Raw genomic sequence first — 24,493 nt, 5'->3', positions numbered from 1 at the left:
GTGAAGCGCCCTGTCCGACCCTCGGGTCGGGTGGGGCGCTTCGTCGTTCCGACGACGGTGCAACGGGAATCGCAACGGGGTGGTTCGGGGACACCCATGCTGGTCGAGTGGTCGCCGCAGACGGCTCATCGAGACCCGGCAATTCGGACCTGCATGCTGGTCGCTTAGTCGCTGCAGGCGGCTTATCGAGACCAGACCCGGGCGGGGCCTCAGTCCGCCGACAGCCCGAGCTGCGCGTCCAGCTCGTCCAGGGAAGCGATCCGGCGCACGCCCAGCTCGACCGCCTCGGGCGGCAGCTCGCGGCCGTGCTCGGGACCGCCAACGCGGTCGAGCCAGACGCCGCGCAGGCCCGCAGCGGCCGCTCCGACGGCGTCGGTGCCGAGCCGGTCGCCGACGTAGAGGGCCTCCTCCGGAGAGACCCCGAACCGCTCGCAGGCGATCGCGAAGATCCGCGCGTCCGGCTTGGCGACGCCGACGTCGCCGGAGGCGATCACGTGCTCGAAGCGACCGGAGAGGCCCGTGCGCTCGATCTTCCCCCGCTGGAAGTCGAGCACGCCGTTGGTGATGACGCCGAGGCGGACTCCGGCGGCGTCGAGCCGGTCGAGGACGGGCAGCGCGTCGTCGTGGAGGGTCCAGGCGGCGACGTAGTGCTCGAGGTACCCGCGGAACCAGGAGCTCGCCTCCTCGGGAGTCAGCCCGACTCCGGCCTCCGCGGCGAAGTCCGTGGCGCGCGCCCGGCGCTGGCCCTCGTAGTCGAGCTCGCCCGCGAGGTAGCGGTGGTAGTGCTCCTCCTCGAGCAGGTGCCAGCGGCGCTGCACGTCGGCCGGCTCGCCGGCGTAGGCGGCGCCGAGCGAGGCGGCGTACGCGACGATCCCCTCCCGCACAGCGCGGGCATGGGCGAAGAGGGTGTCGTCGAGGTCGAAGAGCGCGAGCCGCAGCACGGCCGCCTCAGCGGACGCGGCGGAGGAGGCCGACGGAGTCGTAGACGGCGGCGAGCGTGCGCTCCGCGGTCTCGGACGCGCGGTCGGCGGCGAGGGAGAGGACCCGGTCGAGCTCGGCCGGGTCGGCGAGCAGCTCCGCGGTCCGCGCGCGGATCGGGTCGAAGGTGGCGGCGACCACCTCGACGAGGCCCTTCTTGAGGTCCCCGTAGCCGCGGCCCGCGTACTCCTGCTCCAGCGACTCGACGGAGCGGTCGGCGAGGACCGAGTAGATCGTCAGCAGGTTCGAGACGCCGGGCTTCGCCGCCCGGTCGAAGCGCACCTCCGACTCGGTGTCCGTCACGGCGCGCATGATCTTCTTCGCGGTCGCCTTCGGCTCGTCGAGCACGCTGAGCAGGCCCGCGTCCGACTCCGCCGACTTCGACATCTTGGCGCCCGGGTTCTGCAGGTCGAAGATCTTCGCGGTCTCGCGCACGATGTGGGGCTCCGGCACGGCGAAGGTCTCGCCGAAGCGCGAGTTGAAGCGCGCGGCGAGATCGCGGGTGAGCTCCAGGTGCTGGCGCTGGTCCTCGCCGACCGGCACCGCGTCCGTCTGGTACAGCAGGATGTCGGCCGCCATCAGGATCGGGTAGGTGAACAGGCCCACCGAGGCGGCCTCAGCGCCCTGCTTCGCCGACTTGTCCTTGAACTGCGTCATCCGGCTGGCCTCGCCGAAGCCGGTCAGGGTGTTGAGGACCCAGGCGAGCTCGGCGTGAGCGGGTACGTGGGACTGGATGAAGAGGGTCGAGCGCGCTGGGTCGATGCCCGCGGCGATGTACTGCGCGGCGGTCGCGCGGGTGCGCTCGCGGAGCTGCTGCGGGTCCTGCGGGACCGTGATCGCGTGCAGGTCGACGACGCAGAAGTAGGCGTCGAAGTCCTCCTGCATCGCGACCCACTGGGTCAGCGCGCCGATGTAGTTGCCGAGGTGCAGCGACCCGGAGGAGGGCTGCATGCCGGAGAAGATGACGGGCTTGGCGCCCGGGGTGCTGGGAGTCATGGGTGGCCTCGAGGGGTCGGGATCGCGGGGAGAGGGTCAGAGCTCGTAGTCGACGACCACGGGGGAGTGGTCGGACCAGCGGGTGTCGTAGGAGGCGGCGCGGTCGACCTCGTAGCTGCGGGCGAGGTCGGCGAGCGCGGGCGTGGCGAGCTGGTAGTCGAGGCGCCAGCCGGTGTCGGTGTCGAAGGCCTGGCCGCGCTGCGACCACCACGTGTACGGTCCGGGCACCTCGCCCGCGAACCGGCGGCCGAGGTCGACCCAGCCCAGTCCGGCACCGGCGTTGTAGTCCGGGTCGCCCTCGGCGCCGACGAAGCGGTCGACGTAGGCGCGCTCCTCCGGGAGGAAGCCGGCCTTCTTGACGTTGCCCTTCCAGTTCTTGATGTCGAGCGTGCGGTGGCCGACGTTGAGGTCGCCCATCACCACGGCGAGCTCGCTGTGCGCCCGGATCTCGGGCAGGCGCGCCTCCATCGCATCGAGGAAGCGGTACTTCTCGACCTGCTTGGGGGTGCCGACCTCGCCGGAGTGGACGTAGGTGGAGACGACGGTGAGCGAGCGGCCGCCGACCTCGTAGTCGGCCTCGAGCCAGCGTCCGGCCGAGTCGAAGTCGTCGGCGCCGAAGGTCACGCGGTGGATCGTGGCGCGCCTGCGCGAGGCGAGAGCGACTCCGGCGCGCCCCTTGGCGGTCGCCTCGTCGTGCAGCACGTCCCACTCGTCCCCGAGGAGCCCCGTGAGGTCGTCCGTGGAAGCGCGGACCTCCTGCAGGGCCAGGACGTCGACGTCGCGCGCGGCGAGCCAGTCGCCCATCCCCTTGCGGTAGGCGGCGCGGACGCCGTTCACGTTGACGGAGGCGATGCGGAGGGTGCTGCGAGTCACCGGAGCAGTCTATTCGGAGCCGCGGAGCGGGCCGCCCGGCCGCGCTCGCACCCCGGAACGCGGAAGCCGGCGGCCGCCTCGCGCGACTCCCTCGGAGAGGGGGAGGAGCGCGGAGGCGACCGCCGGCGGGACCGCTCAGGACGGTCGGTCGGAGGGGATCAGGCGGGGACGGCCTGCGCGGTGGCGGGCTCGGGCACCTCGGCGACCACGGGGGCGCGCTTGATGCTCTTCGCGATGATCACGCACACGGCCGTGACGACCATGCCCACCAGGATGGCGACCAGGTAGAGGATCGGCTGCCCGACGAGCCCGGTGACCCAGACTCCGCCGTGCGGGGCGCGGAGGGTGGATCCGAAGAGCGCGACGAGCGCACCCGTGACGGCCGAGCCGACCATGGCGGACGGGATCACGCGCAGCGGGTCGACCGCGGCGAACGGGATGGCCCCCTCCGAGATGAAGGACGCGCCCAGCAGGTAGGCGGCCTTGCCGTTCTGGCGCTCGGCGTCCGTGAACAGGCGCTTGCGGAGCGTCGTGGCGAGGGCCAGACCCAGCGGCGGGGTCATGCCGGCGGCCATGACGATCGCCATCACCTTGAACTGCACGGAGTTCGGGTCGCCGTCGGCGGGGACGGAGGCGAGGCCGGTGGTCGCGAAGGCGTAGGCCACCTTGTTGACCGGACCGCCCATGTCGAACGCCATCATGAGGCCGAGGATGATCCCCAGGATGATCAGGTTGCCGCCCGAGAGGCCCGAGAGCCAGGACGACAGGCCATCGCTCAGTGCGCGGAGCGGCGCTCCGAGCACCACGAACATCAGGAAGCCGGTGATGAAGGTGGCGATCAGGGGGATGATCACGACGGGCATCAGCGACTTGAACGCCGCGGGGAGCTTGATCCGCGAGATGTAGAGGGCCGCGTAGCCGGCGATGAAGCCGGAGGCGAGGCCGCCCAGGAAGCCCGCGCCGACGGTGACCGCGACCGCGCCGCCGAGGAAGCCCGGCGCGATGCCGGGACGGTCGGCGATGCCGAAGGCGATGAAGCCCGAGAGCACCGGCACCAGGAACGCGAAGGTCGCGCTTCCGATGAGGAACATCACTCCGGCCCAGTCGGTGATGTTCGCGACGTTGAAGCCGTCGTCGATGATCTGCTGGGCCGTGAAGTCGACGATCCGGTAGCCGCCGAACAGGAACGACAGCGCGATCAGCAGACCGCCCGCCGCGACGAACGGGATCATGTAGGAGACGCCGGTCATCAGGTTCTGGCGGATGCGTGTTCCGACGCCGACCTTCTTCGGCGCGGCGGGGGCCGCGGCCGGAGTCGAGCGGGCGGGGGCGGACGCGGCGGAGCCGGAGCCGCGGAGGGCCAGAGCACGGTCGAGGACCTCGTCCGGCTTGGACAGGGCCTCGGCGACGCCCACCTGGAGGATCGGCTTGCCGGCGAAGCGGTCCTTGCCGCGGACCTCGAGGTCGGCGGCGAGGATGACGACGTCCGCGGCGGCGATGTCGGCCGCGGTCATCTCGTCCGAGCCGGCCGCGCCCTGGGTCTCGACGTGGATCGGGTAGCCGCGCTTCTTCGCGGCCTGCTCGAGCGCCTCCGCGGCCATGTAGGTGTGGGCGATGCCCGCTATGCAGCTGGTCACGGCGACGAAGCGCGGGCCGGAGGCGGGGCTCGCGGCGGGCGCGTCCTGCACCTTCGCGACGGCGCGGTCGATGACGTCCGCCGCCTTCGCGAGCGCCTCCGACGTGCCCACCTCGAGGGTGGGCTTCCCGGCGAAGCGCTCCTTGCCGCGGACCTCGAGGTCGGCGGCGAGGATCACGACGTCGGCGTCGGCGATGGTCCGGTCCGACATGGGATCGGACCCCGCGGCGCCCTGGGTCTCGACCTGGATCTCGTACCCCTTCTTCTTCGCGGCCTGCTCGAGGGCCTCGGCCGCCATGTAGGTGTGCGCGATGCCGGCGATGCAGCTCGTGACGGCGACGATCCTCATGAGACGACGACCTCTCGGGCGATGATGTCCGCGACCTCCTGGCCGCTGGCGGCGGCGCGGAGGGAACCGGTGAAGGACTCGTGGATCAGCTTGCGGGCGAGCTGGGCGAGGATCTTGAGGTGCGCCTGGTCGGCGCCGTCCGGAGCCGCGATCAGGAAGATCAGGTCGGCCGGGCCGTCGGGGGCGCCGAAGTCGACGCCCTGCTTCGCGATGCCGACCGCCACGCTGGGCGAGACGACGTGGGAGGAGCGGGCGTGGGGGATCCCGATGCCGCCGGGCATGCCGGTCGCCATCTGCGACTCGCGGTCGCGGACGTCGGCGAGGAAGCCGTCGAGGTCGGTGACGCGGCCGGCGTCGGCGAGCGTCTTCGCGAGCTGCGCGGTGGCCTCGTCCTTCGTGGCGGCGGTGAGGTCGACGATGACCGTCGACGCCTCGGTGAGAGCAGTCATGCGCTCAGTTCTCCAATCGGGAGGGTGGGGTCGGGGTTCTCGACGACGGAGACGTCGTCGAGGCGGAGGGAGTCGGGACCCGGGGCTTCGCTGCCCGGGAGCTGGACGGCGGCGGTACCCCACGCGACTGCTGTCGCGAGGCGCTCCGCCTCCGTGGCGTCGACGGCCGAGAGGTAGCCGGCGAGCGTGCTGTCGCCGGCGCCGACGGTGCTGAGGGGCACGACGGCGGGGGCGCCCGCCCACCACGACGCGTACGCCGTGACGAGGAGGGCGCCGTGCTCTCCGAGGCTGACGAGCGCTCGCGCGTCGGGCAGCTGCAGGAGTTCACGGGCTCCGGCGACGACGTCTCCGACCGTCGTCAGGGAGCGGCCGAGGAGCTCCTCGAGCTCCTCGAGGTTGGGCTTCACCAGGGTGGCGGTGCCGGCCGCGATGATCGCGGTCAGGGGGGCTCCCGAGGTGTCGACGGCGAGGGGGACGCCGAAGTGCAGGGCGAGGCGGCCGAGGGCGGGGTAGAAGTCCGCTCCCAGTCCCGGGGGGACGCTGCCGCAGGCGACGAGCCAGCGGGGCGAGGCCGAGACGTGCTCGCCGATCAGCTCGGAGAGGGCGTGAGCCTCCTCCTCCGTGACGGCGGGGCCGGGCTCGTTGATCTTGGTGGTGCGGCCCGTCCGGTCGTCGACCACGGTGATGTTGGTGCGGATCGGGTGGGCGATCGCCGCACTGGCCGAGCGGACTCCGGCGGCCCGGAGCATCGTGGACAGGTCGACGCCGGTGGAGGCGTCGGCCGGGTAGACCGCGGTCGCCTCGACGCCGTTGCGCGCGAGGGCACGGGCGACGTTGACGCCCTTGCCGGCCGGGTCGCGCCGCACGTCGTGCGCGCGGTTGACCTCGCCGACGGCGAAGCCGCTCGTGGAGAGGGTGACGTCGATGCTCGGGTTGGCGGTGACGGTGACGATCATGCGCGGACGACCTCCGGGCCGGCCGACTCGATGTCGTCGGCGAGCTCGTCGTCGACATCGGCGTCGGTGATGACGGTGTCGACCGCGGACAGCGGAGCGACGTGCCCGAAGTCCTGCCGGCCGAACTTCGAGTGGTCGGCGAGGACCACGACCCGGCGCGCGGAGGCGATGATCGCGGACTTGACGACGGCCTCGTCGAGATCGGGGGTGGTGAGCCCGCGCTCGAGGCTGAGGCCGTTCGTGCCGATGAAGGCGACGTCCACCGAGACCGTGGAGAGGGCCTGGGCGGCCCACGGCCCGACGGCGGCCTGCGTGACTCCGCGCAGGTGCCCGCCGATGAGGTGGAGGTCGATGTTGGGCCGGCCGACGAGCGCCATCGCGACGGGGAGGGAGTGGGTGACGACCGTCAGCCGGCGGTCCAGGGGGAGCAGCTCCGCCAGCCGCACCGTGGTGGTGCCGGCGTCGATGGCGATCGAGCCGCCGTCGGGCACCTCGGCGAGGGCCGCGGTGGCGATGCGGTCCTTCTCGCCGGCGAGGTGTCCCTCGCGGGCGGCGACCTCGGGCTCGATGCCCAGCCGCTCGACGGGGATGGCGCCGCCGTGCGCACGGCGCAGCAGGCCCCGCTTCTCGAGGCTGGTGAGATCGCGGCGGATCGTCTCCGGCGTCACGGCGAGGGAGAGGGCGAGGTCGCGGACCTCGACGCGCCCGTCGGTGCGGGCGCGGTCCAGGATCGCCTGGTGCCGCTCCGGTGCGTACATGTGGACTCCGTCGTCTCGCCGTGGGTGGTGCGCCGGATCCGCGGTGTCGTTTCCGACCTCGGATCTGCGTTTACCTCTTTTTAGACCCGTTCGGGAGGGAAGTCAACAGAAACGGACAGACTCGGCAGGCGGAATCGGGCGCGGCGACGCCGGGAGGGACGCGAAGTAGTCCGCCGGGTCAGGCGGCGAGCTGCTCGAGCTCCTCCTCGAGCTGCGCGAGCTGGCGCTCCAGGCGCCGTCGTTTGAGGAGGGACGCCTCCGGCAGCGCGGCGCGAAGCCGCTCGCGCTCGGCCTCGGCGAGGGTGCGGCGGGCGGTGCGCAGCTGCTCCTCCCGCTCCTTCTCGCGCTCCTCCGGCGTGAGCTTGCGCGCCGAGATCCCGGCGTCGCTCATCCCGACGGAGATCCACGACGCGGCGATCAGGATCACCTGGCAGACGAGGTTGAACCAGATCAGCAGACCGATGAGGACCGCGAACGAGGCGAGCAGCGGATTGCGGGAGGCGCCCCCCAGCAGCTGCGTCCCGAGGACCTTGAGCGCGCCGAGAGCGATCCCGCCGAGCAGCGAGCCCGCCCAGAGGTTCTTCCAGGGGATCGAGATGCCCGAGAGGATGCGGAAGGAGCCGGCGAGCGTGCCCGTGTCCAGGGCGAGCATGATCAGCAGGCCGACCGCGCTGCCGGCGAGTCGGGCCGGCATCGACTCGCTGCCGATCCCGAGGAAGCCGAACGCCACGTCCACCAGCGAGGTCGAGAACACGGAGAGACCGGCCGAGACCAGCAGCACCGCCCCGAAGACCAGGGCGAGCCCCGCGTCCTTGAGCTTGAGCAGGACGAAGAGGGTCGTGGGTCCGGGGAGCGAGAAGAGCAGCCGGACCGCCTGGCGCAGGCTTCCCAGGAAGTTCAGCGCCGTCCAGAGCAGGCCGGCGGCCGCGATCGCACCCGTCCAGCCGAGGATCGACGAGTCGAGTAGGTCGTCGACCGACACGAGGGCGTTCTTCCCGCCGATCAGGCCGGGGACGGAGCGGGTCACCAGGTCGAGGAGGGAATCGCGCAGCACCGAGTCGTCGCGCACCCAGAAGCCGAAGACGGCGAAGAAGACGAAGAGCGCCGCGAAGACCGCGAACAGGGCCTGGAAGGCGAGTCCGGACGCGAAGAGGGGCCCGCCGGTCTCGGAGTAGTGGAGCATCACCCGCACCGGCCGCGTCCGCATGACCCGCTCGAACAGGCCCGGGATCCCGCGGGGAGTGTCGGCCGCCTCGGTCATTCCTCCAGCGTACTGAGGCCTCGCGGCGCTCCCGTGCACGCGCCCGCCTGCACGCTGGAACGCGTCCGGCCCGCCGGATCCGAGGATCCCGGCGGGCCGGACGCGTTCGCGAGGGGGAGGATCAGGCGCGGCCGCGGATGACGGCCTGCTTCACCTCGGCGATCGCCTGCGTGATCTGGATGCCGCGCGGGCACGCCTCCGTGCAGTTGAAGGTCGTGCGGCAGCGCCACACGCCCTCCTTGTCGTTGAGGATGTCCAGGCGCGCTCCACCGGCGTCGTCGCGCGAGTCGAAGATGAAGCGGTGGGCGTTCACGATCGCCGCGGGGCCGAAGTACTGCCCGTCGGTCCAGAACACGGGGCAGGACGACGTGCACGCGGCGCAGAGGATGCACTTCGTGGTGTCGTCGAAGCGGGCGCGGTCGGCGACCGACTGCACGCGCTCCTTGCCCTTGGGTGCCGGGGTGTTGGCGACCAGGAACGGCTGCACCTCGCGGTAGGAGGCGAAGAACGGCTCCATGTCGACGACGAGGTCCTTCTCGAGGGGCAGCCCCTTGATCGCCTCGATGTAGATCGGCTGCGAGATGTCGAGATCCTTGATCAGCGTCTTGCAGGCCAGGCGGTTGCGGCCGTTGATCCGCATCGCGTCGGATCCGCAGATGCCGTGCGCGCACGAGCGGCGGAAGGTCAGCGATCCGTCCTGGTCCCACTTGATGCGGTGCAGGGCGTCGAGGACGCGGTCGGTCGAGTACATCTCGACGTCGAAGTCCTGCCAGCGCGGCTCGGCGTCCACCTCGGGGTCGAAGCGGCGGATGATGAACGTGACGGTGAACGCCTCCGGGGCCGCGGGGGCGGCGGGCGGCTGCTCGAGGGTAGCGGTCGACATGGCTAGTACTTCCTCTCCATCGGCTGGTACCGGGTGATCACGACGGGCTTCCAGTCGAGCCGGATGTGGTCACCGGCGTCGGAGGAGTGGGCGTCACCGGAGAGGTACGCCATCGTGTGCTGCATGTAGTTCTCGTCGTCGCGCTTCGGGAAGTCGTCGCGCATGTGGCCGCCGCGGCTCTCCTTGCGGTTGCGCGCCGAGTAGACGACGACCTCGGCGAGGTCGAGCAGGAAGCCCAGCTCGACGGCCTCGAGGAGGTCGGTGTTGAAGCGCTTGCCCTTGTCCTGCACCGAGATGTTGCGGAACCGGTCGCGCAGGCGCTGGATGGTCCCGGTGACGGCCTCGAGGGACTCGTCGGTGCGGAACACCTGGGCGTTCTTGTCCATCTCGTCCTGCAGCTCCTTGCGGATCGACGCGATCCGCTCGGTGCCGGTCGCGGAGCGGAGCGAGGCGAGCATGTCGCGGATCGCGCCGGCCGGGTCGGCGGGCAGGGGGGTGAAGTCGACCGTCTTGGCGTAGTCGGCGGCGTTGTTGCCGCTGCGCTTGCCGAAGACGTTGATGTCGAGGAGGGAGTTGGTGCCGAGGCGGTTGGAGCCGTGCACCGAGACGCACGCGCACTCGCCGGCGGCGTAGAGGCCGGGGACGACGGTCGTGTTGTCCGAGAGCACCTCGGCCTTGACGTTGGTCGGGATGCCGCCCATCGCGTAATGCGCGGTCGGCATGACGGGGACCGGCTCGACGACGGGGTCGACGCCCAGGTAGGTGCGGGCGAACTCGGTGATGTCGGGGAGCTTGGTCTCGAGGACCTCGGCTCCCAGGTGGGTGCAGTCCAGCAGCACGTAGTCCTTGTGCGGTCCGGCGCCGCGGCCCTCCGCCACCTCCTGGACCATGCAGCGGGCGACGATGTCGCGCGGCGCGAGGTCCTTGATGGTGGGGGCGTAGCGCTCCATGAAGCGCTCGCCCGAGGCGTTGCGGAGGATCGCACCCTCTCCTCGCGCTCCCTCGGTGAGGAGGATGCCGAGCCCGGCGAGGCCGGTCGGGTGGAACTGGAAGAACTCCATGTCCTCCAGGGGGAGGCCCTTGCGCCAGATGATGCCGACGCCGTCGCCGGTGAGGGTGTGCGCGTTGGAGGTGGTCTTGTAGATCTTGCCGAAGCCGCCGGTCGCGAAGATGATCGCCTTCGCCTGGAAGACGTGCAGCTCGCCCGTGGCCAGCTCGTAGGCGACGACGCCGGAGGGCTTGGCCACTCCGTCGACCTCGGTCATCACCAGGTCGAGGACGTAGAACTCGTTGTAGAAGTTGATGCCGAGCCGGACGCAGTTCTGGAACAGCGTCTGCAGGATCATGTGGCCGGTGCGGTCGGCCGCGTAGCAGGCCCGGCGGACGGGCGCCTTGCCGTGGTCGCGGGTGTGGCCGCCGAAGCGGCGCTGGTCGATCTTGCCCTCCTCGGTGCGGTTGAAGGGCAGGCCCATGTTCTCGAGGTCGATGACCGCGTCGATGGCCTCCTTCGCGAGGATCTCGGCCGCGTCCTGGTCGACGAGGTAGTCGCCGCCCTTGACGGTGTCGAAGGTGTGCCACTCCCAGCTGTCCTCCTCGACGTTCGCGAGGGCGGCTGCCATGCCGCCCTGCGCCGCTCCGGTGTGGGAGCGGGTCGGGTACAGCTTCGAGATCACGGCCGTCCTCGCCTTGGGGCCGGCCTCGATGGCCGCGCGCATCCCGGCACCGCCGGCGCCGACGATGACGACGTCGAACTGGTGGTAGTGGACGCCGTCGGGTCCGACGGTCTGCGCGAAGGCGCTCTGGTCGGCGCCGGTGTGGGAGTGGCCTGGTGTGCTCACGGGGTGGGTGCTCCGTCGTACGGGGATGGGAGGGGGAGGTGCCGGGACGTGATGCCGCGGACCGGGAGGGGCGCGGGCCCCTCTCCGATCCGCGGCACCGTGGTCACGCTGCGCAGAAGGAGGGCAGCAGGTCCGCGGCGGTGCCGGCGGGGCACGGGTCGAACGCGAAGACGACCCAGGTGCCGAGCGCGATCAGCGCGACGACGGCGACGAGGATGCCGCCCTTGAAGGCCTTGGCCAGCAGGGGCGAGGTCGCGTAGTCGTTGACCAGCGTGCGCATGCCGTTGCCGCCGTGGATCAGCGCGAGCCACAGCATGAGGACGTCCCACCACTGCCAGAACGGGTTCGCCAGCTTGCCGCCGACGAAGCCGAAGTCGATGGCCTTGATGCCGTCGCCCAGCAGCAGGTTGTAGATGAGGTGCCCGAAGATCAGGACGATCAGCACGACGCCGGAGGCGCGCATGTAGATCCAGCCCCACTTCTCCCAGTTGGTGCCGGAGGAGCGGGTCGGGGTGTGCGGGGTCCGCGGTGCGGCGACGGTGCTCAATGCGCACCCCCCTCGCTGAAGACGTTGATCAGGTGGCGCGGCGCGAAGCCGAGCATCAGCACGACCCAGAGGCCCATGACGACCCAGAAGAGGACGCGCTGATTGCGGGTCGCCCAGCTCCAGAAGTCGACCAGGATGATCCGCAGGCCGTTCAGCGCGTGGAACGCGATGGCGCCCACGAGCCCGGTCTCGCCGAGTCCCATGATCGGGTTCTTGTACGTGCCGATGACCGCGTTGTACGCCTCGGGGCTCACGGCGATGAGAGCGGAGTCGAGGACGTGGACGAGGAGGAAGAAGAAGATGGCGACACCGGTGATCCGGTGGAGCACCCACGACCACATGCCTTCGCGACCGCGGTACAGGGTGCCGGCCGGACGCCGGATCTTCCCCTGCTTCCGGGGTGCGAGGGTTTGAGCAGCTTGAACTGACACGAACAACCCTCCCTGGTTGTGCTCCGACGGCCTGACCTGTTCCCACGTCGCGTGGACGGGGACGGGGCGGGGAGCGACGAGAAACTCGCCCTCCGATTCTAAGCGCGCTCGCAGGCGGGCGCGGCTTAGGCGAGCCTTAGCTGCGGGGCAGGGCGAGGGCGGGCGCCCCCGCGGTCGCGTAGTGCGCGAGGAGCTCGTCGGTGAGCGCGCTCCAGGTGCGGTGGAGCACGCGGCGGCGGCCCGCCTCGCCGAGCCGGGCGCGCAGTGCGGGATCTCGGACCAGGCGCTCCACCTGCCGGCGGAGGTCGGAGTCGCTCTCGGGCGCGTAGAGCAGGCCGTCCACGCCGTGCTCGATGAGGTCGGTGGGGCCGCCCGCGTGCGGCGCGACCACGGCGGTGCCGGACGCCTGCGCCTCCTGGACCGTCTGGCCGAACGTCTCCTCCGTGCCGGTGTGCACGAAGACGTCGAGCGCGGCGAAGACCGCCGGCAGCCGGTCGCCGTCGAGCCGGCCGAGCATCCGCGCCGCCGGGCCGAGGGCGGCGGCGACCCGGGCGGAGGAGGGGCCGTAGCCGCCCACGACCAGCTCCGCGTGCGGGAGGGAGGCGAGTGCCGCCATCCGCTCCACCCTCTTCTCGGGGGAGAGGCGCCCGATGTAGCCGACGAGCGCGTCGTCGGCGCCGAGTCCGGCTCGGACGGCCTGCGCGTAGGGGGAGGAGCGGCGGCGCGGGTGGAAGCGCTCGCTCTGCACGCCGCGGCCCCACAGCGCGGTGCGCTCGATGCCGGCGGCGGCGAGGTCGTCGAGGGCGCTGGTGGAGGGGGCGAGGGTCAGGTCCGCCCCGGCGTGGATCTGGCGGATCACCCGCCAGGCGAGGGCGCGGGCGCCGCGGATGCCGTAGCGGGCCGCGAATCGCGCGACGTCCGTCTGGTAGATCGCGACACTCGGCACCCCGAGCCGGCCGGCCGAGGCGATGGCGCGGGCGCCGAGGAGGAAGGGCGAGGCGACGTGCACCACGTCGGGCTCGAAGTCGGCCAGCTCCCGGGTGAGGGCGAGCGTGGGGATCCCGACCGGGAAGTCGCGGTAGGCGATCGCCGGGTGCTCCACGACGCGGTGGCCCGCGTAGTGGCCCGGCGCCCCCGCGGCCGGGCAGACGACGAGCGCCTCGATCCCGCGCTCCGCGAACTCGTCGAGCACCCGCAGGACGCTCGTGGTCACGCCGTTCAACGACGGCAGGAAGCTCTCGGTGACGACCGCGACTCTCACGCCCCGGACGCTACGGCGGCGGGATGAACGGCGGCGCGCGCCCGGGTGAACGGACGGTCGCGCTCGGGCTCCCTTGTATCCTGCGGACATGACATCACCTGAGACCGATGGCCGCGCCCCGCTCGACCGCTTCTACAGCGTGATCCCCGCCGGCGGGATCGGCTCGAGGCTGTGGCCGCTCTCCCGGGCCGACGCCCCGAAGTTCCTGCACGATCTGACGGGATCGGGACAGACCCTCCTCCGCGACACCTGGGACCGCCTCGCGCCCATCTCGGGCGCCGACCGGATCATGGTCGTGACCGGGCGCGCGCACCGCGCCGCCGTCGAGGAGCAGCTCGAGAGCCTCGAGGACCTCAACGTCGTCCTCGAGAGCGAGCCGCGCGACTCGTCCGCCGCGATCGGCCTGGCCGCCGCCATCCTCGAGCGCCGCCAGCCGGGCGTGATCATCGGCTCGTTCGCCGCCGACCACGTCATCAGCGGTCAGCAGCTGTTCCACGACGCGGTCGCCGAGGCCGTCGTCGCGGCGGACGCGGGCTACATCGCGACCATCGGCATCACGCCGACCGAGCCTGCCGTGGGCTTCGGCTACATCCGCACGGGGAAGCACCTCGGGATCGACGGGGCGACGCACACGCTCGCCGTCGACTCCTTCGTCGAGAAGCCCGACGCCGACACCGCGCGCGCCTATCTCTCCAGTGGTCAGTACCTCTGGAACGCGGGCATGTTCATCGCCCGCGCCGACCGCCTCCTCGAGGAGCTCGGCCGCGCCAAGCCGAAGCTGCTCGCCGGACTGCTCGAGCTCGCCGCCGCGTGGGACACCCCGGAGCGCGGCGCGGTCGTCGACCGCATCTGGCCGGGCCTGGAGAAGATCGCGATCGACTACTCCGTCGCCGAGCCGGCCGCGGCCGCGGGCAAGCTGGCCGTCGTGCCCGGCCACTTCTCCTGGGACGACGTGGGCGACTTCGCCTCGATCGCGAAGCTGCACTCGAGCGGACTCCGCTCGGACCTCGCCATCCTCGGCGAGGACGCCCGCGTGCTGGCCGACTCCGCGACGGGCATCGTCGTCAGCGGCGGCAACCGCACCATCGCCCTCATCGGAGTGAAGGACATCGTCGTCGTGGACACCCCCGACGCGCTCCTGGTGACCACGACCGAGAACGCCCAGAAGGTCAAGGGCGTCGTCGACGCCCTGCGCCTCTCCGGCCGCACCGACGTCCTCTAGCCCTCCGTCCCACCCGTCGAAGCGCGGCCCTCCCCTCGGAGGCGCCGCGCTTCGCCGTTCCGCCCCTCGCCTCATGCGCGTGCGGCGGTCCCGATACGCCGTTCGCGCGGCGACTCGACCACCCTCGATGAGGGCCTCGGCCGTCCCGCTCGGTGCTGGCGGGCGGGTCTCCGCTCGCGCGGCAACTCGACCACTGTGGAAGCACCCGTCCGTGCCCGACCGCGCGCAGCGCGGAGCTCCCCCGAGCACTCTCGACGTCCGGCAGCAGGGGAGAGGGCCGCGAGCCGCAATCGCGTACCAAGCGATTCAGGCCAGCCCGACGCGACCCGCTCTGCGGAACGCACCCGTCGCGAAGCCGACCGCGCCGAGCCGCTCCGCGGCTCGGAATCGAGCCCAGCCGACCGCGCCGAGCCGCTCCGCGGCTCGGAATCGAGCACAGCCGACCGCCCCGCGACACGCTCCGATGTCGCGAAGATCAACACTGTGTAACTCTTCCTGACCACCACCGTCCGGGCGGCTGAGCGGCTTGTCACATTGGGTAACGTGTGGGAATCGACGCCCTGCTGCGCTCGTCGCGCGGGGCCGCATTCCTGGAGGACGACATCTTGACTATCACCTCGCGTAAGGCCGCGTTCGGCGGTCTCGCCGCCCTCGGCGTCACCGCGCTTCTCGCCGGTTGCGCCTCCGCCCCCGAGGAGAGCGGCTCCAGCGCCGCCGCCGGTGGCGACTTCCTGCCCTGCATGGTCTCCGACGCGGGCGGGTTCGACGACAAGTCGTTCAACGAGCTCGGCTACAACGGCCTCGTGAAGGCCTCGGAGGACCTCGGCGTCACGCCGAAGACCGTCACCTCGGAGTCCGAGACGGACTACGCCCCGAACCTGACCAGCCTCGTCGACCAGGGCTGCAACCTGATCATCACCGTCGGCTTCGCGCTGGCCGAGGCCACGTCGGCCGCGGCCGAGGCGAACACGGACATCGACTTCGCGATCATCGACGACGCGTCGATCGACCTGCCGAACGTCAAGCCGATCACCTTCGACACCTCGCAGGCGGCGTTCCTCGCCGGCTACGCGGCCGCGTCGTACTCCAAGACCGGCGTCGTCGGCACCTACGGCGGCCAGCAGTTCCCGACCGTCACGATCTTCATGGACGGCTACGCCGACGGCGTGAAGTACTACAACGAGCAGAAGGGGAAGGACGTCAAGGTCGTCGGCTGGGACGTCGACGCGCAGACCGGCTCCTTCACCGGCGGCTTCGCGGCGGGCGTCGAGGCCAAGTCGGCCGCGCAGTCGCTGATCGACCAGAACGCGGACGTCATCCTCCCCGTCGGCGGTCCGATCTTCCAGTCGGCGATCGAGGCGATCCGCGACTCCGGCAAGGACATCGCGATGGTCGGCGTGGACGCGGACCTGTACGAGACCTACCCCGACGGCGCCGACCTGTACCTGACCTCGATCCTCAAGGGCATCGAGGCCGGCACGACCGACGTCACCAGCTCCGCCGGAGCCGACGACTTCGACCCCACTCCCTTCGTGGGCACCCTCGAGAACGACGGAGTCGGCATCGCGCCGTTCCACGACTTCGAGTCGAAGGTCTCGGGCGACCTGCAGGGCGAGCTCGACACCATCAAGGCGGGCATCATCGACGGCTCCATCACCGTCACCTCCCCGTCCGCTCCCGCGGCGTCCTAGCCGCTTCCTCGAAGAGGCCGGCGGGCCCGAGCACACCTCGGGCCCGCCGGCCTCTTCGTCGGTCCGGCGGGCCGATCGGCTCCGCTGCGTCCCTCGATCCCGGCCGACGGCGCATCGTGGCGCGAACCGAAAGTTAGATTGGTCCCATGAAGCTCGAACTGCGTGGCATCACGAAGCGCTTCGGCGCGCTCGTGGCCAACGACCACATCGATCTCACCGTCGAACCAGGTGAGATCCACTGCCTCCTCGGCGAGAACGGCGCGGGCAAGTCGACGCTCATGAACGTGCTCTACGGCCTGTACCAGGCCGAGGAGGGGGAGATCCTGCTGGACGACGCGGTCCAGCACTTCTCCGGTCCGGGTGACGCCATGAAGGCGGGCATCGGGATGGTCCACCAGCACTTCATGCTCGTCCCCGTGTTCACCGTCGCCGAGAACGTCATGCTGGGCCACGAGGAGACGAAGGCCGGCGGGCGCCTGGACCTCTCCGCCGCGCGCGCCCGGGTGCGCGAGATCTCGGACCGCTTCGGCTTCGACGTGGATCCCGACGCCCTGGTCGAGGACCTCCCCGTCGGCGTGCAGCAGCGGGTCGAGATCATCAAGGCGCTCTCGCGCGACGCCCGGGTGCTCGTGTTCGACGAGCCGACCGCGGTGCTGACCCCGCAGGAGACCGACGAGCTGATCGCGATCATGCGCCAGCTGCGTGCGGCCGGGACCGCCATCGTCTTCATCACGCACAAGCTCCGCGAGGTGCGCGAGGTCGGAGACCGCATCACGGTCATCCGCCTCGGCAGAGTCGTGGGGGAGGCGTCGCCGACGGCGAGCAACGCCGAGCTCGCCTCGCTGATGGTGGGCCGCGCCGTCGAGCTGACGGTGCAGAAGGAGCAGGCGGTGCCGGGCGACGAGGCCCTCGTCGTCTCGAACCTCACCGTGCGCGACGCCAACGGTCAGGCCGTCGTCGACGACGTCTCCTTCGAGGTCCGCCGCGGCGAGATCCTCGCGATCGCGGGCGTGCAGGGCAACGGCCAGACGGAGCTCACCGAGGCGATCATGGGCCTGCAGGAGCGGGTCGAGGGCTCGGTGACCCTGGACGGGCGCCGCCTCGACGGGCTGTCCGTGCGCCGCGTCCTCGAGTCGGGGGTCGGCTTCGTCCCCGAGGACCGCACCGAGGACGGTCTGGTCGCCGAGTTCACGATCGCCGAGAACCTCATGCTCGACCGCAGCGACCGCGGTCCGTTCGTGAAGGGACTGGGCCTGCGGCTCAAGGAGCTCGAGCGCTTCGCCGAGGAGCGGGTGCGCGAGTTCGACGTGCGCGCCCAGGGGATCGGCACCCACGTCGGCCGCCTCTCCGGAGGCAACCAGCAGAAGGTGGTGCTCGCGCGCGAGCTCAGCCGGGAGCTGCGGCTGTTCATCGCGGCGCAGCCCACTCGCGGCATCGACGTCGGCTCCATCGAGTTCGTCCACAAGCGCATCGTCGAGACGCGCGACACCGGGGTCCCCGTGATCGTGGTGTCGACCGAGCTCGACGAGGTCGCGGCGCTCGCCGACCGCATCGCGGTCATGTACAAGGGCGGGATCATCGGCATCGTCCCCGCCGACACGCCCCGCGAGGTCCTGGGGCTCATGATGGCCGGGCAGACGCCCGCCGAGAAGGGAGCGGCGGCGTGAGCGACGCGCAACTGCCCGCGGTCGATCCCGACGCGGAGACCGAGAAGGCGTCCGGGCTCGAGCCCGGCCAGAAGCCGGATCAGGAGGTGCGCACCGGCCCGCTCGAGAGCGGCGCCTCCCGCGTCCTGCGCGAGATCCTCTCCGGCACCGCGCTGATGTCGGTGCTCGCCGTGCTGCTCTCCCTCATCGCGGGCGGCGTGCTGATCGCCGCGACCGACAAGGACGTCCAGGCGGCGTCGGGCTACTTCTTCGCCCGGCCGCTCGACACCCTGCAGGCGATCTGGCAGTCCGTCTCCGGTGCCTACTCCTCGCTCTTCCAGGGCTCGGTCTACAACTTCCGCCGCGAGGGCTTCGCCAACGGCATCAAGCCACTGACGGACACCCTGGCCTTCGCGACCCCGCTGATCGCCGGCGGCCTCGGAGTGGCGCTGGCCTTCCGCGTCGGCCTGTTCAACATCGGCGGCCGCGGCCAGATGCTGATCGCCGCCGCCTGCGCGGGCTGGGTCGGCTTCTCCTTCGACCTCCCATGGGGCGTGCACCTGATCGTCGCGCTCGCCGCCGGCATCCTGGGCGGCGCGCTCTGGGGCGGACTCGTGGGACTGCTCAAGGCCCGCACCGGCGCGCACGAGGTGATCCTCACGATCATGCTCAACTACGTCGCGTTCTACCTGATCTCCTACCTCCTGCGGACGCCCGGCGCGCTGCAGGCGCCCGGCTCGAACAACCCGAAGTCGCCCGGGATGAAGGAGACCGCGGTCTTCCCGGCGCTCCTCGGCCCCGGCTACTCGCTCACGCTCGGCTTCGTCTTCGCGGTCCTCGCGACCGTGTTCGTCTGGTGGCTCCTGAACCGCTCGACGATCGGCTTCAAGTTCCGCGCGGTGGGGGAGAACCCTCACGCGGCCCGGGTCGCGGGCATCGACGTGAAGAACAGCTACGTGTACGCGATGCTCCTCTCCGGCGGCCTGCTCGGCCTCGCCGGCAGCGCCCAGGTGATGGGGACGGTCACGACCGGATTCACCTCCGGGATCGACGCGGGCATCGGCTTCGACGCGATCACGGTCGCGCTGCTGGGCCGCTCCCGACCCTGGGGCGTGTTCTTCGCCGGCATCCTCTTCGGCGCCTTCAAGGCGGGCGGCTACTCGATGCAGGCCGCCGAGGGCGTGCCGATCGACGTGGTCCTCGTCGTCCAGTCGCTGATCGTCCTCTTCATCGCCGCACCGCCGCTGGTGCGCGCGATCTTCCGCCTCCCGACGCCCGGGGCAGCCCCGAAGCGCCGCACCCGCCGCACCTCGGAGGTGTCCGCATGAGCACCGCCGTCGCCACCGCCCCCGACCGCGTCGTGATCCGCAGCTGGAAGGCGCCGACCGCGTTCGGCGTCTTCGCGCTGCTCGCCGTCGTCCTCTTCGTGGCCCTCGGCCGCGACGGGACGAGCTCGTTCCGCCTCGCTGCGGGGACCGACTTCTTCGCGCTGCCGGACATCCCGTTCCCGACGCGGGGGACGGGCGTGGTCGTCGCGATCCTCCTGGTCGCTCTGGCAGTCGCGTCGGCCGCGCTCACCCGCGCCGGCCGCCGGATCCCGCTCTGGCTCTCGGCGGTCTTCGCCCTGGTCTTCCTGATCGGGTTCCTCGTCTGGGCGTCGGCCGGTGCCGCCCTGCCCGTCTCGGGGCTGCTGCTCGGGACCGTCGGGCTCGCCACTCCGCTGATCTTCGGCTCGCTCGGCGGCGTCATCTCGGAGCGGGTCGGAGTCGTCAACGTCGCGATCGAGGGTCAGCTGCTCGCCGGCGCCTTCACCGCGGCGATGGTCGGCTCCCTCACCCGCCAGCCGGTGCTCGGCCTGCTCGCGGCGATGGTCGCGAGCGTCCTGGTGTCGTTCGTGCTGGCCGCCTTCGCGATCAAGTACCTGGTCGACCAGGTGATCGTCGGAGTCGTGCTGAACGTGCTGGTGACCGGCCTGACGAGCTTCCTCTACTCCCAGGTCCTCTCCGCCGACGCGTCGACGTTCAACTCGCCGGTGAAGTTCGACCGCCTCCCGATCCCGGTGCTCAGCCAGGTGCCGATCGTGGGCGCCGTCCTGTTCAACCAGACGGTGATCGTCTACCTGATGTACTTCGCGATCTTCGCGGTGTGGTGGGGCCTGTTCAAGACCAAGTGGGGCCTCCGCCTGCGCGCCGTCGGCGAGCACCCGCAGGCCGCGGACACGGTGGGCATCGATGTCGCCCGCACGCGCTTCTGGAACGTCTCCCTCGCCGGGGCGATCGCCGGAGTCGGCGGCGCGTACTACACGCTCGACGCGGTCGGCGCGTTCGGCAAGGAGATGACCGCGGGTGCGGGCTTCATCGCCCTGGCCGCCGTCATCTTCGGCCGCTGGGACCCGATCAAGGCGACGCTCGCGTCGCTGCTGTTCGGCTTCGCGACCAACCTGCAGAACGTGCTCGGCGTCATCGGCTCGCCCGTGCCCAGCGAGTTCATGCTGATGCTGCCGTACGTCGTGACGATCTTCGCGGTGGCCGGTCTCGTCGGCCAGTCCCGCGGACCGGCCGCCGCCGGCAAGCCGTACCTGAAGTCCTGAGAGGAGCCGTCGTGACCGACATCGACTGGGAGGCGCTGCGCGAGGCCGCCCTGGAGGCCATGAGCCACGCCTACGTCCCGTACTCGAAGTTCCCCGTCGGGGTCGCCGCGCTCGTGGACGACGGCCGGACGATCTCGGGCTGCAACGTCGAGAACGCCTCCTACGGGCTCACGCTCTGCGCCGAGTGCGCGCTGGTGTCCTCGCTGCACATGACGGGCGGCGGCCGGCTCGTCGCCTTCACCTGCGTCGACGGGAAGGGCGGCGTCCTGATGCCCTGCGGGCGCTGCCGCCAGCTGCTCTTCGAGCACTCGGCCGAGGGCATGCTCCTCCAGACCGTGTCGGGCGTGAAGACGATCGACGAGGTCATCCCCGACGCCTTCGGCCCGCGCACGCTCGAGGCCTACGCCGCCTCCTAGCGCCGCCGCCACCGCTCCCACTCCCGAACCGAGGACTCCGCATGACCCGCACCACCCCCGTCGAGGACTTCGACGCCGTCGACATCATCCGCACCAAGCGCGACCGCGGCACGCTCTCGACCGCGCAGATCGACTGGCTGATCGACGCCTACACCCGCGGCTACGTCGCCGACGAGCAGATGGCGGCCTTCGCGATGGCGGTCCTGCTGAACGGGATGGAGCGCGACGAGATCCGCGACCTCACCCTGGCGATGATCGCCAGCGGCGAGCGCATGCGCTTCGACGGACTCGGCAAGCGCACGGTCGACAAGCACTCCACGGGCGGGGTCGGCGACAAGCTCACGCTGCCGCTGATGCCGCTGGTCGCCTCCTTCGGCGTGGCGGTGCCCCAGCTCTCGGGACGCGGGCTCGGCCACACGGGCGGAACGCTCGACAAGCTGGAGTCGATCCAGGGCTGGCGGGCCGACCTCGGCAACGAGGAGATGCTGGAGCAGCTCCGGACGGTCGGCGGCGTGATCTGCGCCGCGGGCTCGGGCCTGGCCCCCGCCGACAAGAAGCTCTACGCGCTCCGGGACATCACCGGGACCGTCGAGGCGATCCCGCTGATCGCGTCCTCGATCATGTCGAAGAAGATCGCCGAGGGGACCGACGCCCTGGTGCTCGACGTGAAGTTCGGCTCCGGGGCGTTCATGGTCGACATCGAGCGCTCGCGGGAGCTGGCGCGGGCGATGGTCGACCTCGGCAACGACGCGGGGGTGCGGACCACCGCGCTGCTGACCAACATGAACGTGCCGCTCGGTCTGGCCATCGGCAACGCGAACGAGGTGCGGGAGTCGGTCGAGGTGCTCGCCGGCGGCGGCCCCTCGGACGTCCGCGAGCTGACGCTGGCCCTGGCCCGAGAGATGCTGGCCCTCGCCGGGCAGCCGGACGCGGATGTCGAGCGCGCCCTCGACGGCGGCGCGGCGATGGACACCTGGCGCGCGGTCATCCGCGCTCAGGGAGGGGATCCGGATGCGGCACTCCCCGAGGCCCGCGAGACCCACGTCGTGGTCGCCGAGCGCGACGGCGTCCTGGTGGAGCAGCAGGCGCTGCCGTTCGGCATCGCCGCCTGGCGCCTGGGCGCCGGACGCGCCCGACAGTCCGACGCGGTGCAGCACGCGGCGGGGATCGACCTGCACGCGAAGCCGGGCGACCGCGTCCGCGCGGGCCGGCCCCTGCTCACGCTGTCGGCCGACGAGCCGGAGCGCTTCGCCCGGGCGCTCGAGGCGCTCGACGGTGCCTACCGGATCGGCGACGACGGCGACGAGGTGCTCGGCGGCGGCCCCCTCGTGGCGGAGCGCGTCTCCTAGCACCGCGCCGCCCGGCACGGAGGAGGCGCCGCCCGGCGAGCCGCTCCCGCCGACCCTCTAGGGTGGTCGGCGAACCACCGCCGACCCGCGAGGAGCACCGTGACCGATCAGACCGAGGAGTACCTCCTCCCGGGCGAGGGCGTCCTCATCGACGAGCTCCCCAAGGTGTCGCTGCACGACCACCTCGACGGGGGGCTGCGGCCCGGGTCGGTCCTCGAGATCGCCCGCGAGACGGGCGTGCCGCTCCCGGCCGAGGAGCCGGATGCCCTCGCCGAGTGGTTCCGCGCCACGGCCGACTCCGGCTCCCTCACCGACTACATCGCCACCTTCGAGACGACGGTCGCCGTGATGCAGACCGCGCCGGCGCTCGAGCGCGTGGCCCGCGAGTTCGTGCTCGACCTCGCCGCCGACGGAGTCGTGCACGGCGAGGTGCGCTGGGCGCCGGAGCAGCACCAGCGCGCCGGGCTCTCGCTCGACGCGGCTGTCGAGGCGGTCCAGGAGGGGCTGCAGCAGGGCGTGCAGGAGGCGGCGGCGCAGGGACACCGCATCCGCGTCGGCCAGCTGATCACCGCGATGCGGCACGCGGACCGCTCGCTCGAGGTCGCCGAGCTGGCGCTGCGCCACCGCGAGCGCGGTGCGATCGGCTTCGACATCGCCGGAGCCGAGGCGGGCTTCCCCGCCTCGAGGCACCGTCCCGCCTTCGAGCTGCTCGCGGCGGCGCACTTCCCGACCACGGTGCACGCGGGGGAGGCGGACGGCCTCGACAGCATCCGCTCCGCCCTGCTCGACGGCCGCGCGCTGCGCCTGGGTCACGGCGTCCGGATCGCGGAGGACATCCGCATCGAGCGCCAGGACGACGACGCGAGCTACGTGACCCTCGGCGAGCTCTCGGAGTGGGTGAAGGACCGCGAGATCGCCCTCGAGCTCAGCCCCTCCTCCAACCTGCAGACCGGCGCCGTCGCGGCGTGGGGTGCCGAGCTCGCCGACCACCCCTTCGACCTGCTCTACCAGTTGGGCTTCCGCGTCACGGTGAACACCGACAACCGCCTGATGAGCGCGACGACCCTCAGCCGCGAGCTCGCCCTCCTGTCCGACGCGTTCGGGTACGATCTCGACGACTTCGAGGCCTTCCAGCTCAACGCGGCCCACGCCGCCTTCCTGCCGCTCGACGAGCGCCGCGAGCTCGTCGAGACGATCAGCGCCGGCTTCGAGGCGGCCTGACGGTGCCGCTCGACGCGCTCCCCGAGGAGGCGGTGGCCCTCCGCCACTCCGCCGGATCCTGGCGGGAGGCCGTCCTCGAGGCGGGCCGTGCTCTCGAGCGGACCGGTGCGGTCGACGCCGCCTACTCCCGGCGCATGGTCGAGCAGGTCGACGTGCTCGGGCCGTACATCGTCATCGCGCCCGGGCTCGCCCTCGCGCACGCCCGGCCCGGCAACGACGTCCTCGCGGACGGCCTCTCCGTCGTCACGCTGGCCGAGCCCGTCGCCTTCGGGCACAGCACCAACGATCCGGTCTCGGTCGTCATCGGGATCGCCGCCACCCAGGCGCACGGGCACGTCGGCTTCGTCTCCGGGCTCGCCGACGTGCTCAGCCGTCCGGACGCGGTCGGTGCACTCGCCGCCGCCCGCACCCTCCGCAGCATCAACGCCGTCCTCACCGACAGCACCCCGCACCACCCGCACCACGGAAGAAGCGCATGAAGATCGTCACCCTCTGCGGCGCCGGAATCGGCACCTCCGCCATCCTCAAGCTCGGCGCCGAGCGCGCCCTCGAGACCCTCGACCTCGAGGCCGAGGTGATCGCCTCCGACCTGGCCTCCGTCGACGCGCTCGCCGCCGACGCGCAGGTCATCCTCACCTCCGGTGAGCTCGTCGACCGCATCGGCCGCACCTTCGCCGAGGTCGTCGTCATCGACAACTACCTCGACCAGAACGAGATCACGGAGAAGATCGAGCGGGCGCTGGGCTGAGCTCGACTCTGAGCCGCTCCCTGCGCGGCTCAGCGCGGTCGGCCTCCCGACGGGGTGCGTTCCGCAGAGCGTATTCCGTCGGGCTGCCTCGAATCGCTGCCACGCGATTCTCGGACGCGCCCTCCACCTTGCGGTGAGAGGGCGCTCCCTCCTCCTGCTGGTCGAGTAGCCGCAGAGCGGCGTATCAAGACTCCCATTTCCAGGGCGCGATGTGTCTACCGTGCGGTGGGAGGGCGTCCGTCGTCCGCCCCTGCTGGTCGAGTGGCCGCGGAGTGGCGTGCCGGGAGCCGGCTTCCTGCGCGGACGGCTGCTCGGACCTCGGGGGGTCAGCGGGCGGCGAGCTGCTCGAGGACGGTGCCGATCAGGCGGCGGGCGCGGGCGGGGGAGAGGCGGG

The 24,493-nt window shown here is 71.6% G+C and carries 23 protein-coding genes; 10 read left to right on the top strand and 13 right to left on the bottom strand.

What is annotated here, in order from left to right; all coding sequences use genetic code 11:
- Positions 1-209: 209 nt before the first annotated feature.
- From C5B95_RS12375 to C5B95_RS12315, 13 genes are all read right to left on the bottom strand, one after another.
- The gene (locus C5B95_RS12375) at positions 210-941 is read right to left on the bottom strand and encodes an HAD family hydrolase (RefSeq protein ID WP_104337275.1); all 732 of its coding nucleotides are present in this window, start codon (positions 939-941) and stop codon (positions 210-212) included.
- A gap of 7 nt (positions 942-948) precedes the next feature.
- Positions 949-1,974: a tryptophan--tRNA ligase gene (gene trpS / locus C5B95_RS12370; protein ID WP_104232840.1), complete on the bottom strand. Its 1,026-nt coding sequence runs from the start codon at positions 1,972-1,974 to the stop codon at positions 949-951.
- A 36-nt stretch (positions 1,975-2,010) separates the two neighbouring features.
- On the bottom strand, positions 2,011-2,847 hold the full coding sequence (locus tag C5B95_RS12365; RefSeq protein ID WP_104263197.1) for an exodeoxyribonuclease III: 837 nt from the start codon (positions 2,845-2,847) through the stop codon (positions 2,011-2,013).
- Between the two features lie 158 nt (positions 2,848-3,005).
- Positions 3,006-4,832 carry a PTS fructose-like transporter subunit IIB gene (locus tag C5B95_RS12360; RefSeq protein WP_104295938.1) on the bottom strand — a complete coding sequence of 609 codons (1,827 nt, stop codon included), beginning with the start codon at positions 4,830-4,832 and terminating at the stop codon, positions 3,006-3,008.
- Positions 4,829-5,281 (bottom strand): PTS sugar transporter subunit IIA, encoded by a 453-nt coding sequence (locus tag C5B95_RS12355; protein ID WP_097166616.1) that lies wholly within the window; start codon positions 5,279-5,281, stop codon positions 4,829-4,831. Before C5B95_RS12355 ends, C5B95_RS12360 begins: the two co-directional genes overlap by 4 nt.
- Positions 5,278-6,237 (bottom strand): 1-phosphofructokinase family hexose kinase, encoded by a 960-nt coding sequence (locus C5B95_RS12350; protein WP_104295939.1) that lies wholly within the window; start codon positions 6,235-6,237, stop codon positions 5,278-5,280. Before C5B95_RS12350 ends, C5B95_RS12355 begins: the two co-directional genes overlap by 4 nt.
- Positions 6,234-6,995: a DeoR/GlpR family DNA-binding transcription regulator gene (locus tag C5B95_RS12345; protein WP_104226423.1), complete on the bottom strand. Its 762-nt coding sequence runs from the start codon at positions 6,993-6,995 to the stop codon at positions 6,234-6,236. The genes C5B95_RS12350 and C5B95_RS12345 overlap by 4 nt, the downstream gene beginning before the upstream one ends.
- 178 nt (positions 6,996-7,173) lie before the next feature.
- Entirely contained in the window at positions 7,174-8,256 is a 1,083-nt protein-coding gene (locus C5B95_RS12340) for a YhjD/YihY/BrkB family envelope integrity protein (protein WP_104223189.1), read from the bottom strand.
- Between the two features lie 121 nt (positions 8,257-8,377).
- Positions 8,378-9,139: a succinate dehydrogenase iron-sulfur subunit gene (locus tag C5B95_RS12335; RefSeq protein ID WP_068254543.1), complete on the bottom strand. Its 762-nt coding sequence runs from the start codon at positions 9,137-9,139 to the stop codon at positions 8,378-8,380.
- A 2-nt stretch (positions 9,140-9,141) separates the two neighbouring features.
- Entirely contained in the window at positions 9,142-10,878 is a 1,737-nt protein-coding gene (gene sdhA / locus C5B95_RS12330; protein WP_244230709.1) for a succinate dehydrogenase flavoprotein subunit, read from the bottom strand.
- 202 nt (positions 10,879-11,080) lie between these two features.
- Positions 11,081-11,524, bottom strand: coding sequence for a succinate dehydrogenase hydrophobic membrane anchor subunit (locus tag C5B95_RS12325; protein WP_104223187.1), 444 nt, complete (start codon positions 11,522-11,524; stop codon positions 11,081-11,083).
- Positions 11,521-11,955: a succinate dehydrogenase, cytochrome b556 subunit gene (gene sdhC, locus C5B95_RS12320; protein ID WP_374952907.1), complete on the bottom strand. Its 435-nt coding sequence runs from the start codon at positions 11,953-11,955 to the stop codon at positions 11,521-11,523. The genes C5B95_RS12325 and sdhC overlap by 4 nt, the downstream gene beginning before the upstream one ends.
- A 136-nt stretch (positions 11,956-12,091) precedes the next feature.
- Positions 12,092-13,216, bottom strand: coding sequence for a glycosyltransferase family 1 protein (locus C5B95_RS12315; RefSeq protein WP_181065415.1), 1,125 nt, complete (start codon positions 13,214-13,216; stop codon positions 12,092-12,094).
- An 88-nt stretch (positions 13,217-13,304) separates the two neighbouring features.
- Between C5B95_RS12315 and C5B95_RS12310 the strand changes: the two genes are divergently transcribed.
- The 10 genes from C5B95_RS12310 (at position 13,305) to C5B95_RS12265 (ending at position 24,099) form a co-directional block, all read left to right on the top strand.
- Positions 13,305-14,438, top strand: coding sequence for a mannose-1-phosphate guanylyltransferase (locus tag C5B95_RS12310; protein ID WP_104223184.1), 1,134 nt, complete (start codon positions 13,305-13,307; stop codon positions 14,436-14,438).
- A 605-nt stretch (positions 14,439-15,043) separates the two neighbouring features.
- A complete protein-coding gene (locus C5B95_RS12305) occupies positions 15,044-16,129 on the top strand; it encodes a BMP family protein (protein ID WP_104246690.1) in 1,086 nt (361 codons plus the stop codon).
- Positions 16,130-16,275: 146 nt separating this feature from the next.
- Positions 16,276-17,796, top strand: a complete 1,521-nt coding sequence (locus tag C5B95_RS12300) for an ABC transporter ATP-binding protein (RefSeq protein ID WP_104325791.1) — start codon at positions 16,276-16,278, stop codon at positions 17,794-17,796.
- Entirely contained in the window at positions 17,793-19,103 is a 1,311-nt protein-coding gene (locus C5B95_RS12295; protein ID WP_208543314.1) for an ABC transporter permease, read from the top strand. The genes C5B95_RS12300 and C5B95_RS12295 overlap by 4 nt, the downstream gene beginning before the upstream one ends.
- The gene (locus C5B95_RS12290) at positions 19,100-20,365 is read left to right on the top strand and encodes an ABC transporter permease (RefSeq protein WP_104349310.1); all 1,266 of its coding nucleotides are present in this window, start codon (positions 19,100-19,102) and stop codon (positions 20,363-20,365) included. Before C5B95_RS12295 ends, C5B95_RS12290 begins: the two co-directional genes overlap by 4 nt.
- Positions 20,366-20,376: 11 nt before the next feature.
- Positions 20,377-20,781 carry a cytidine deaminase gene (locus C5B95_RS12285; RefSeq protein ID WP_104223180.1) on the top strand — a complete coding sequence of 135 codons (405 nt, stop codon included), beginning with the start codon at positions 20,377-20,379 and terminating at the stop codon, positions 20,779-20,781.
- A gap of 41 nt (positions 20,782-20,822) precedes the next feature.
- A complete protein-coding gene (locus C5B95_RS12280; RefSeq protein WP_104349309.1) occupies positions 20,823-22,130 on the top strand; it encodes a thymidine phosphorylase in 1,308 nt (435 codons plus the stop codon).
- A 99-nt stretch (positions 22,131-22,229) separates the two neighbouring features.
- Positions 22,230-23,351, top strand: coding sequence for an adenosine deaminase (locus C5B95_RS12275; protein ID WP_104324247.1), 1,122 nt, complete (start codon positions 22,230-22,232; stop codon positions 23,349-23,351).
- Positions 23,352-23,353: 2 nt separating this feature from the next.
- Entirely contained in the window at positions 23,354-23,830 is a 477-nt protein-coding gene (locus tag C5B95_RS12270; RefSeq protein WP_104223177.1) for a PTS sugar transporter subunit IIA, read from the top strand.
- Positions 23,827-24,099, top strand: a complete 273-nt coding sequence (locus C5B95_RS12265) for a PTS sugar transporter subunit IIB (protein ID WP_104226416.1) — start codon at positions 23,827-23,829, stop codon at positions 24,097-24,099. Before C5B95_RS12270 ends, C5B95_RS12265 begins: the two co-directional genes overlap by 4 nt.
- The last annotated feature ends 394 nt before the right edge of the window (positions 24,100-24,493 follow it).

The organism is Rathayibacter sp. AY1A7 (assembly GCF_002930845.1).
Taxonomy (GTDB): domain Bacteria; phylum Actinomycetota; class Actinomycetes; order Actinomycetales; family Microbacteriaceae; genus Rathayibacter.
The sequence above is the reverse complement of the archived record's forward strand: the minus strand, read 5'-3'. Positions and strand labels throughout refer to the sequence as shown.

Bases quoted from the DNA above. Each gene is read 5' to 3' on its own strand.
- C5B95_RS12340 (WP_104223189.1), bottom strand. From the start codon at position 8,256: ATGACCGAGGCGGCCGACACTCCCCGCGGGATCCCGGGCCTGTTCGAG.
- C5B95_RS12355 (WP_097166616.1), bottom strand. From the start codon at position 5,281: ATGACTGCTCTCACCGAGGCGTCGACGGTCATCGTCGACCTCACCGCC.
- C5B95_RS12290 (WP_104349310.1), top strand. From the start codon at position 19,100: ATGAGCACCGCCGTCGCCACCGCCCCCGACCGCGTCGTGATCCGCAGC.
- C5B95_RS12300 (WP_104325791.1), top strand. From the start codon at position 16,276: ATGAAGCTCGAACTGCGTGGCATCACGAAGCGCTTCGGCGCGCTCGTG.
- C5B95_RS12280 (WP_104349309.1), top strand. From the start codon at position 20,823: ATGACCCGCACCACCCCCGTCGAGGACTTCGACGCCGTCGACATCATC.
- C5B95_RS12345 (WP_104226423.1), bottom strand. From the start codon at position 6,995: ATGTACGCACCGGAGCGGCACCAGGCGATCCTGGACCGCGCCCGCACC.
- C5B95_RS12335 (WP_068254543.1), bottom strand. From the start codon at position 9,139: ATGTCGACCGCTACCCTCGAGCAGCCGCCCGCCGCCCCCGCGGCCCCG.
- C5B95_RS12350 (WP_104295939.1), bottom strand. From the start codon at position 6,237: ATGATCGTCACCGTCACCGCCAACCCGAGCATCGACGTCACCCTCTCC.
- C5B95_RS12310 (WP_104223184.1), top strand. From the start codon at position 13,305: ATGACATCACCTGAGACCGATGGCCGCGCCCCGCTCGACCGCTTCTAC.
- C5B95_RS12265 (WP_104226416.1), top strand. From the start codon at position 23,827: ATGAAGATCGTCACCCTCTGCGGCGCCGGAATCGGCACCTCCGCCATC.
- trpS (WP_104232840.1), bottom strand. From the start codon at position 1,974: ATGACTCCCAGCACCCCGGGCGCCAAGCCCGTCATCTTCTCCGGCATG.
- C5B95_RS12360 (WP_104295938.1), bottom strand. From the start codon at position 4,832: ATGAGGATCGTCGCCGTCACGAGCTGCATCGCCGGCATCGCGCACACC.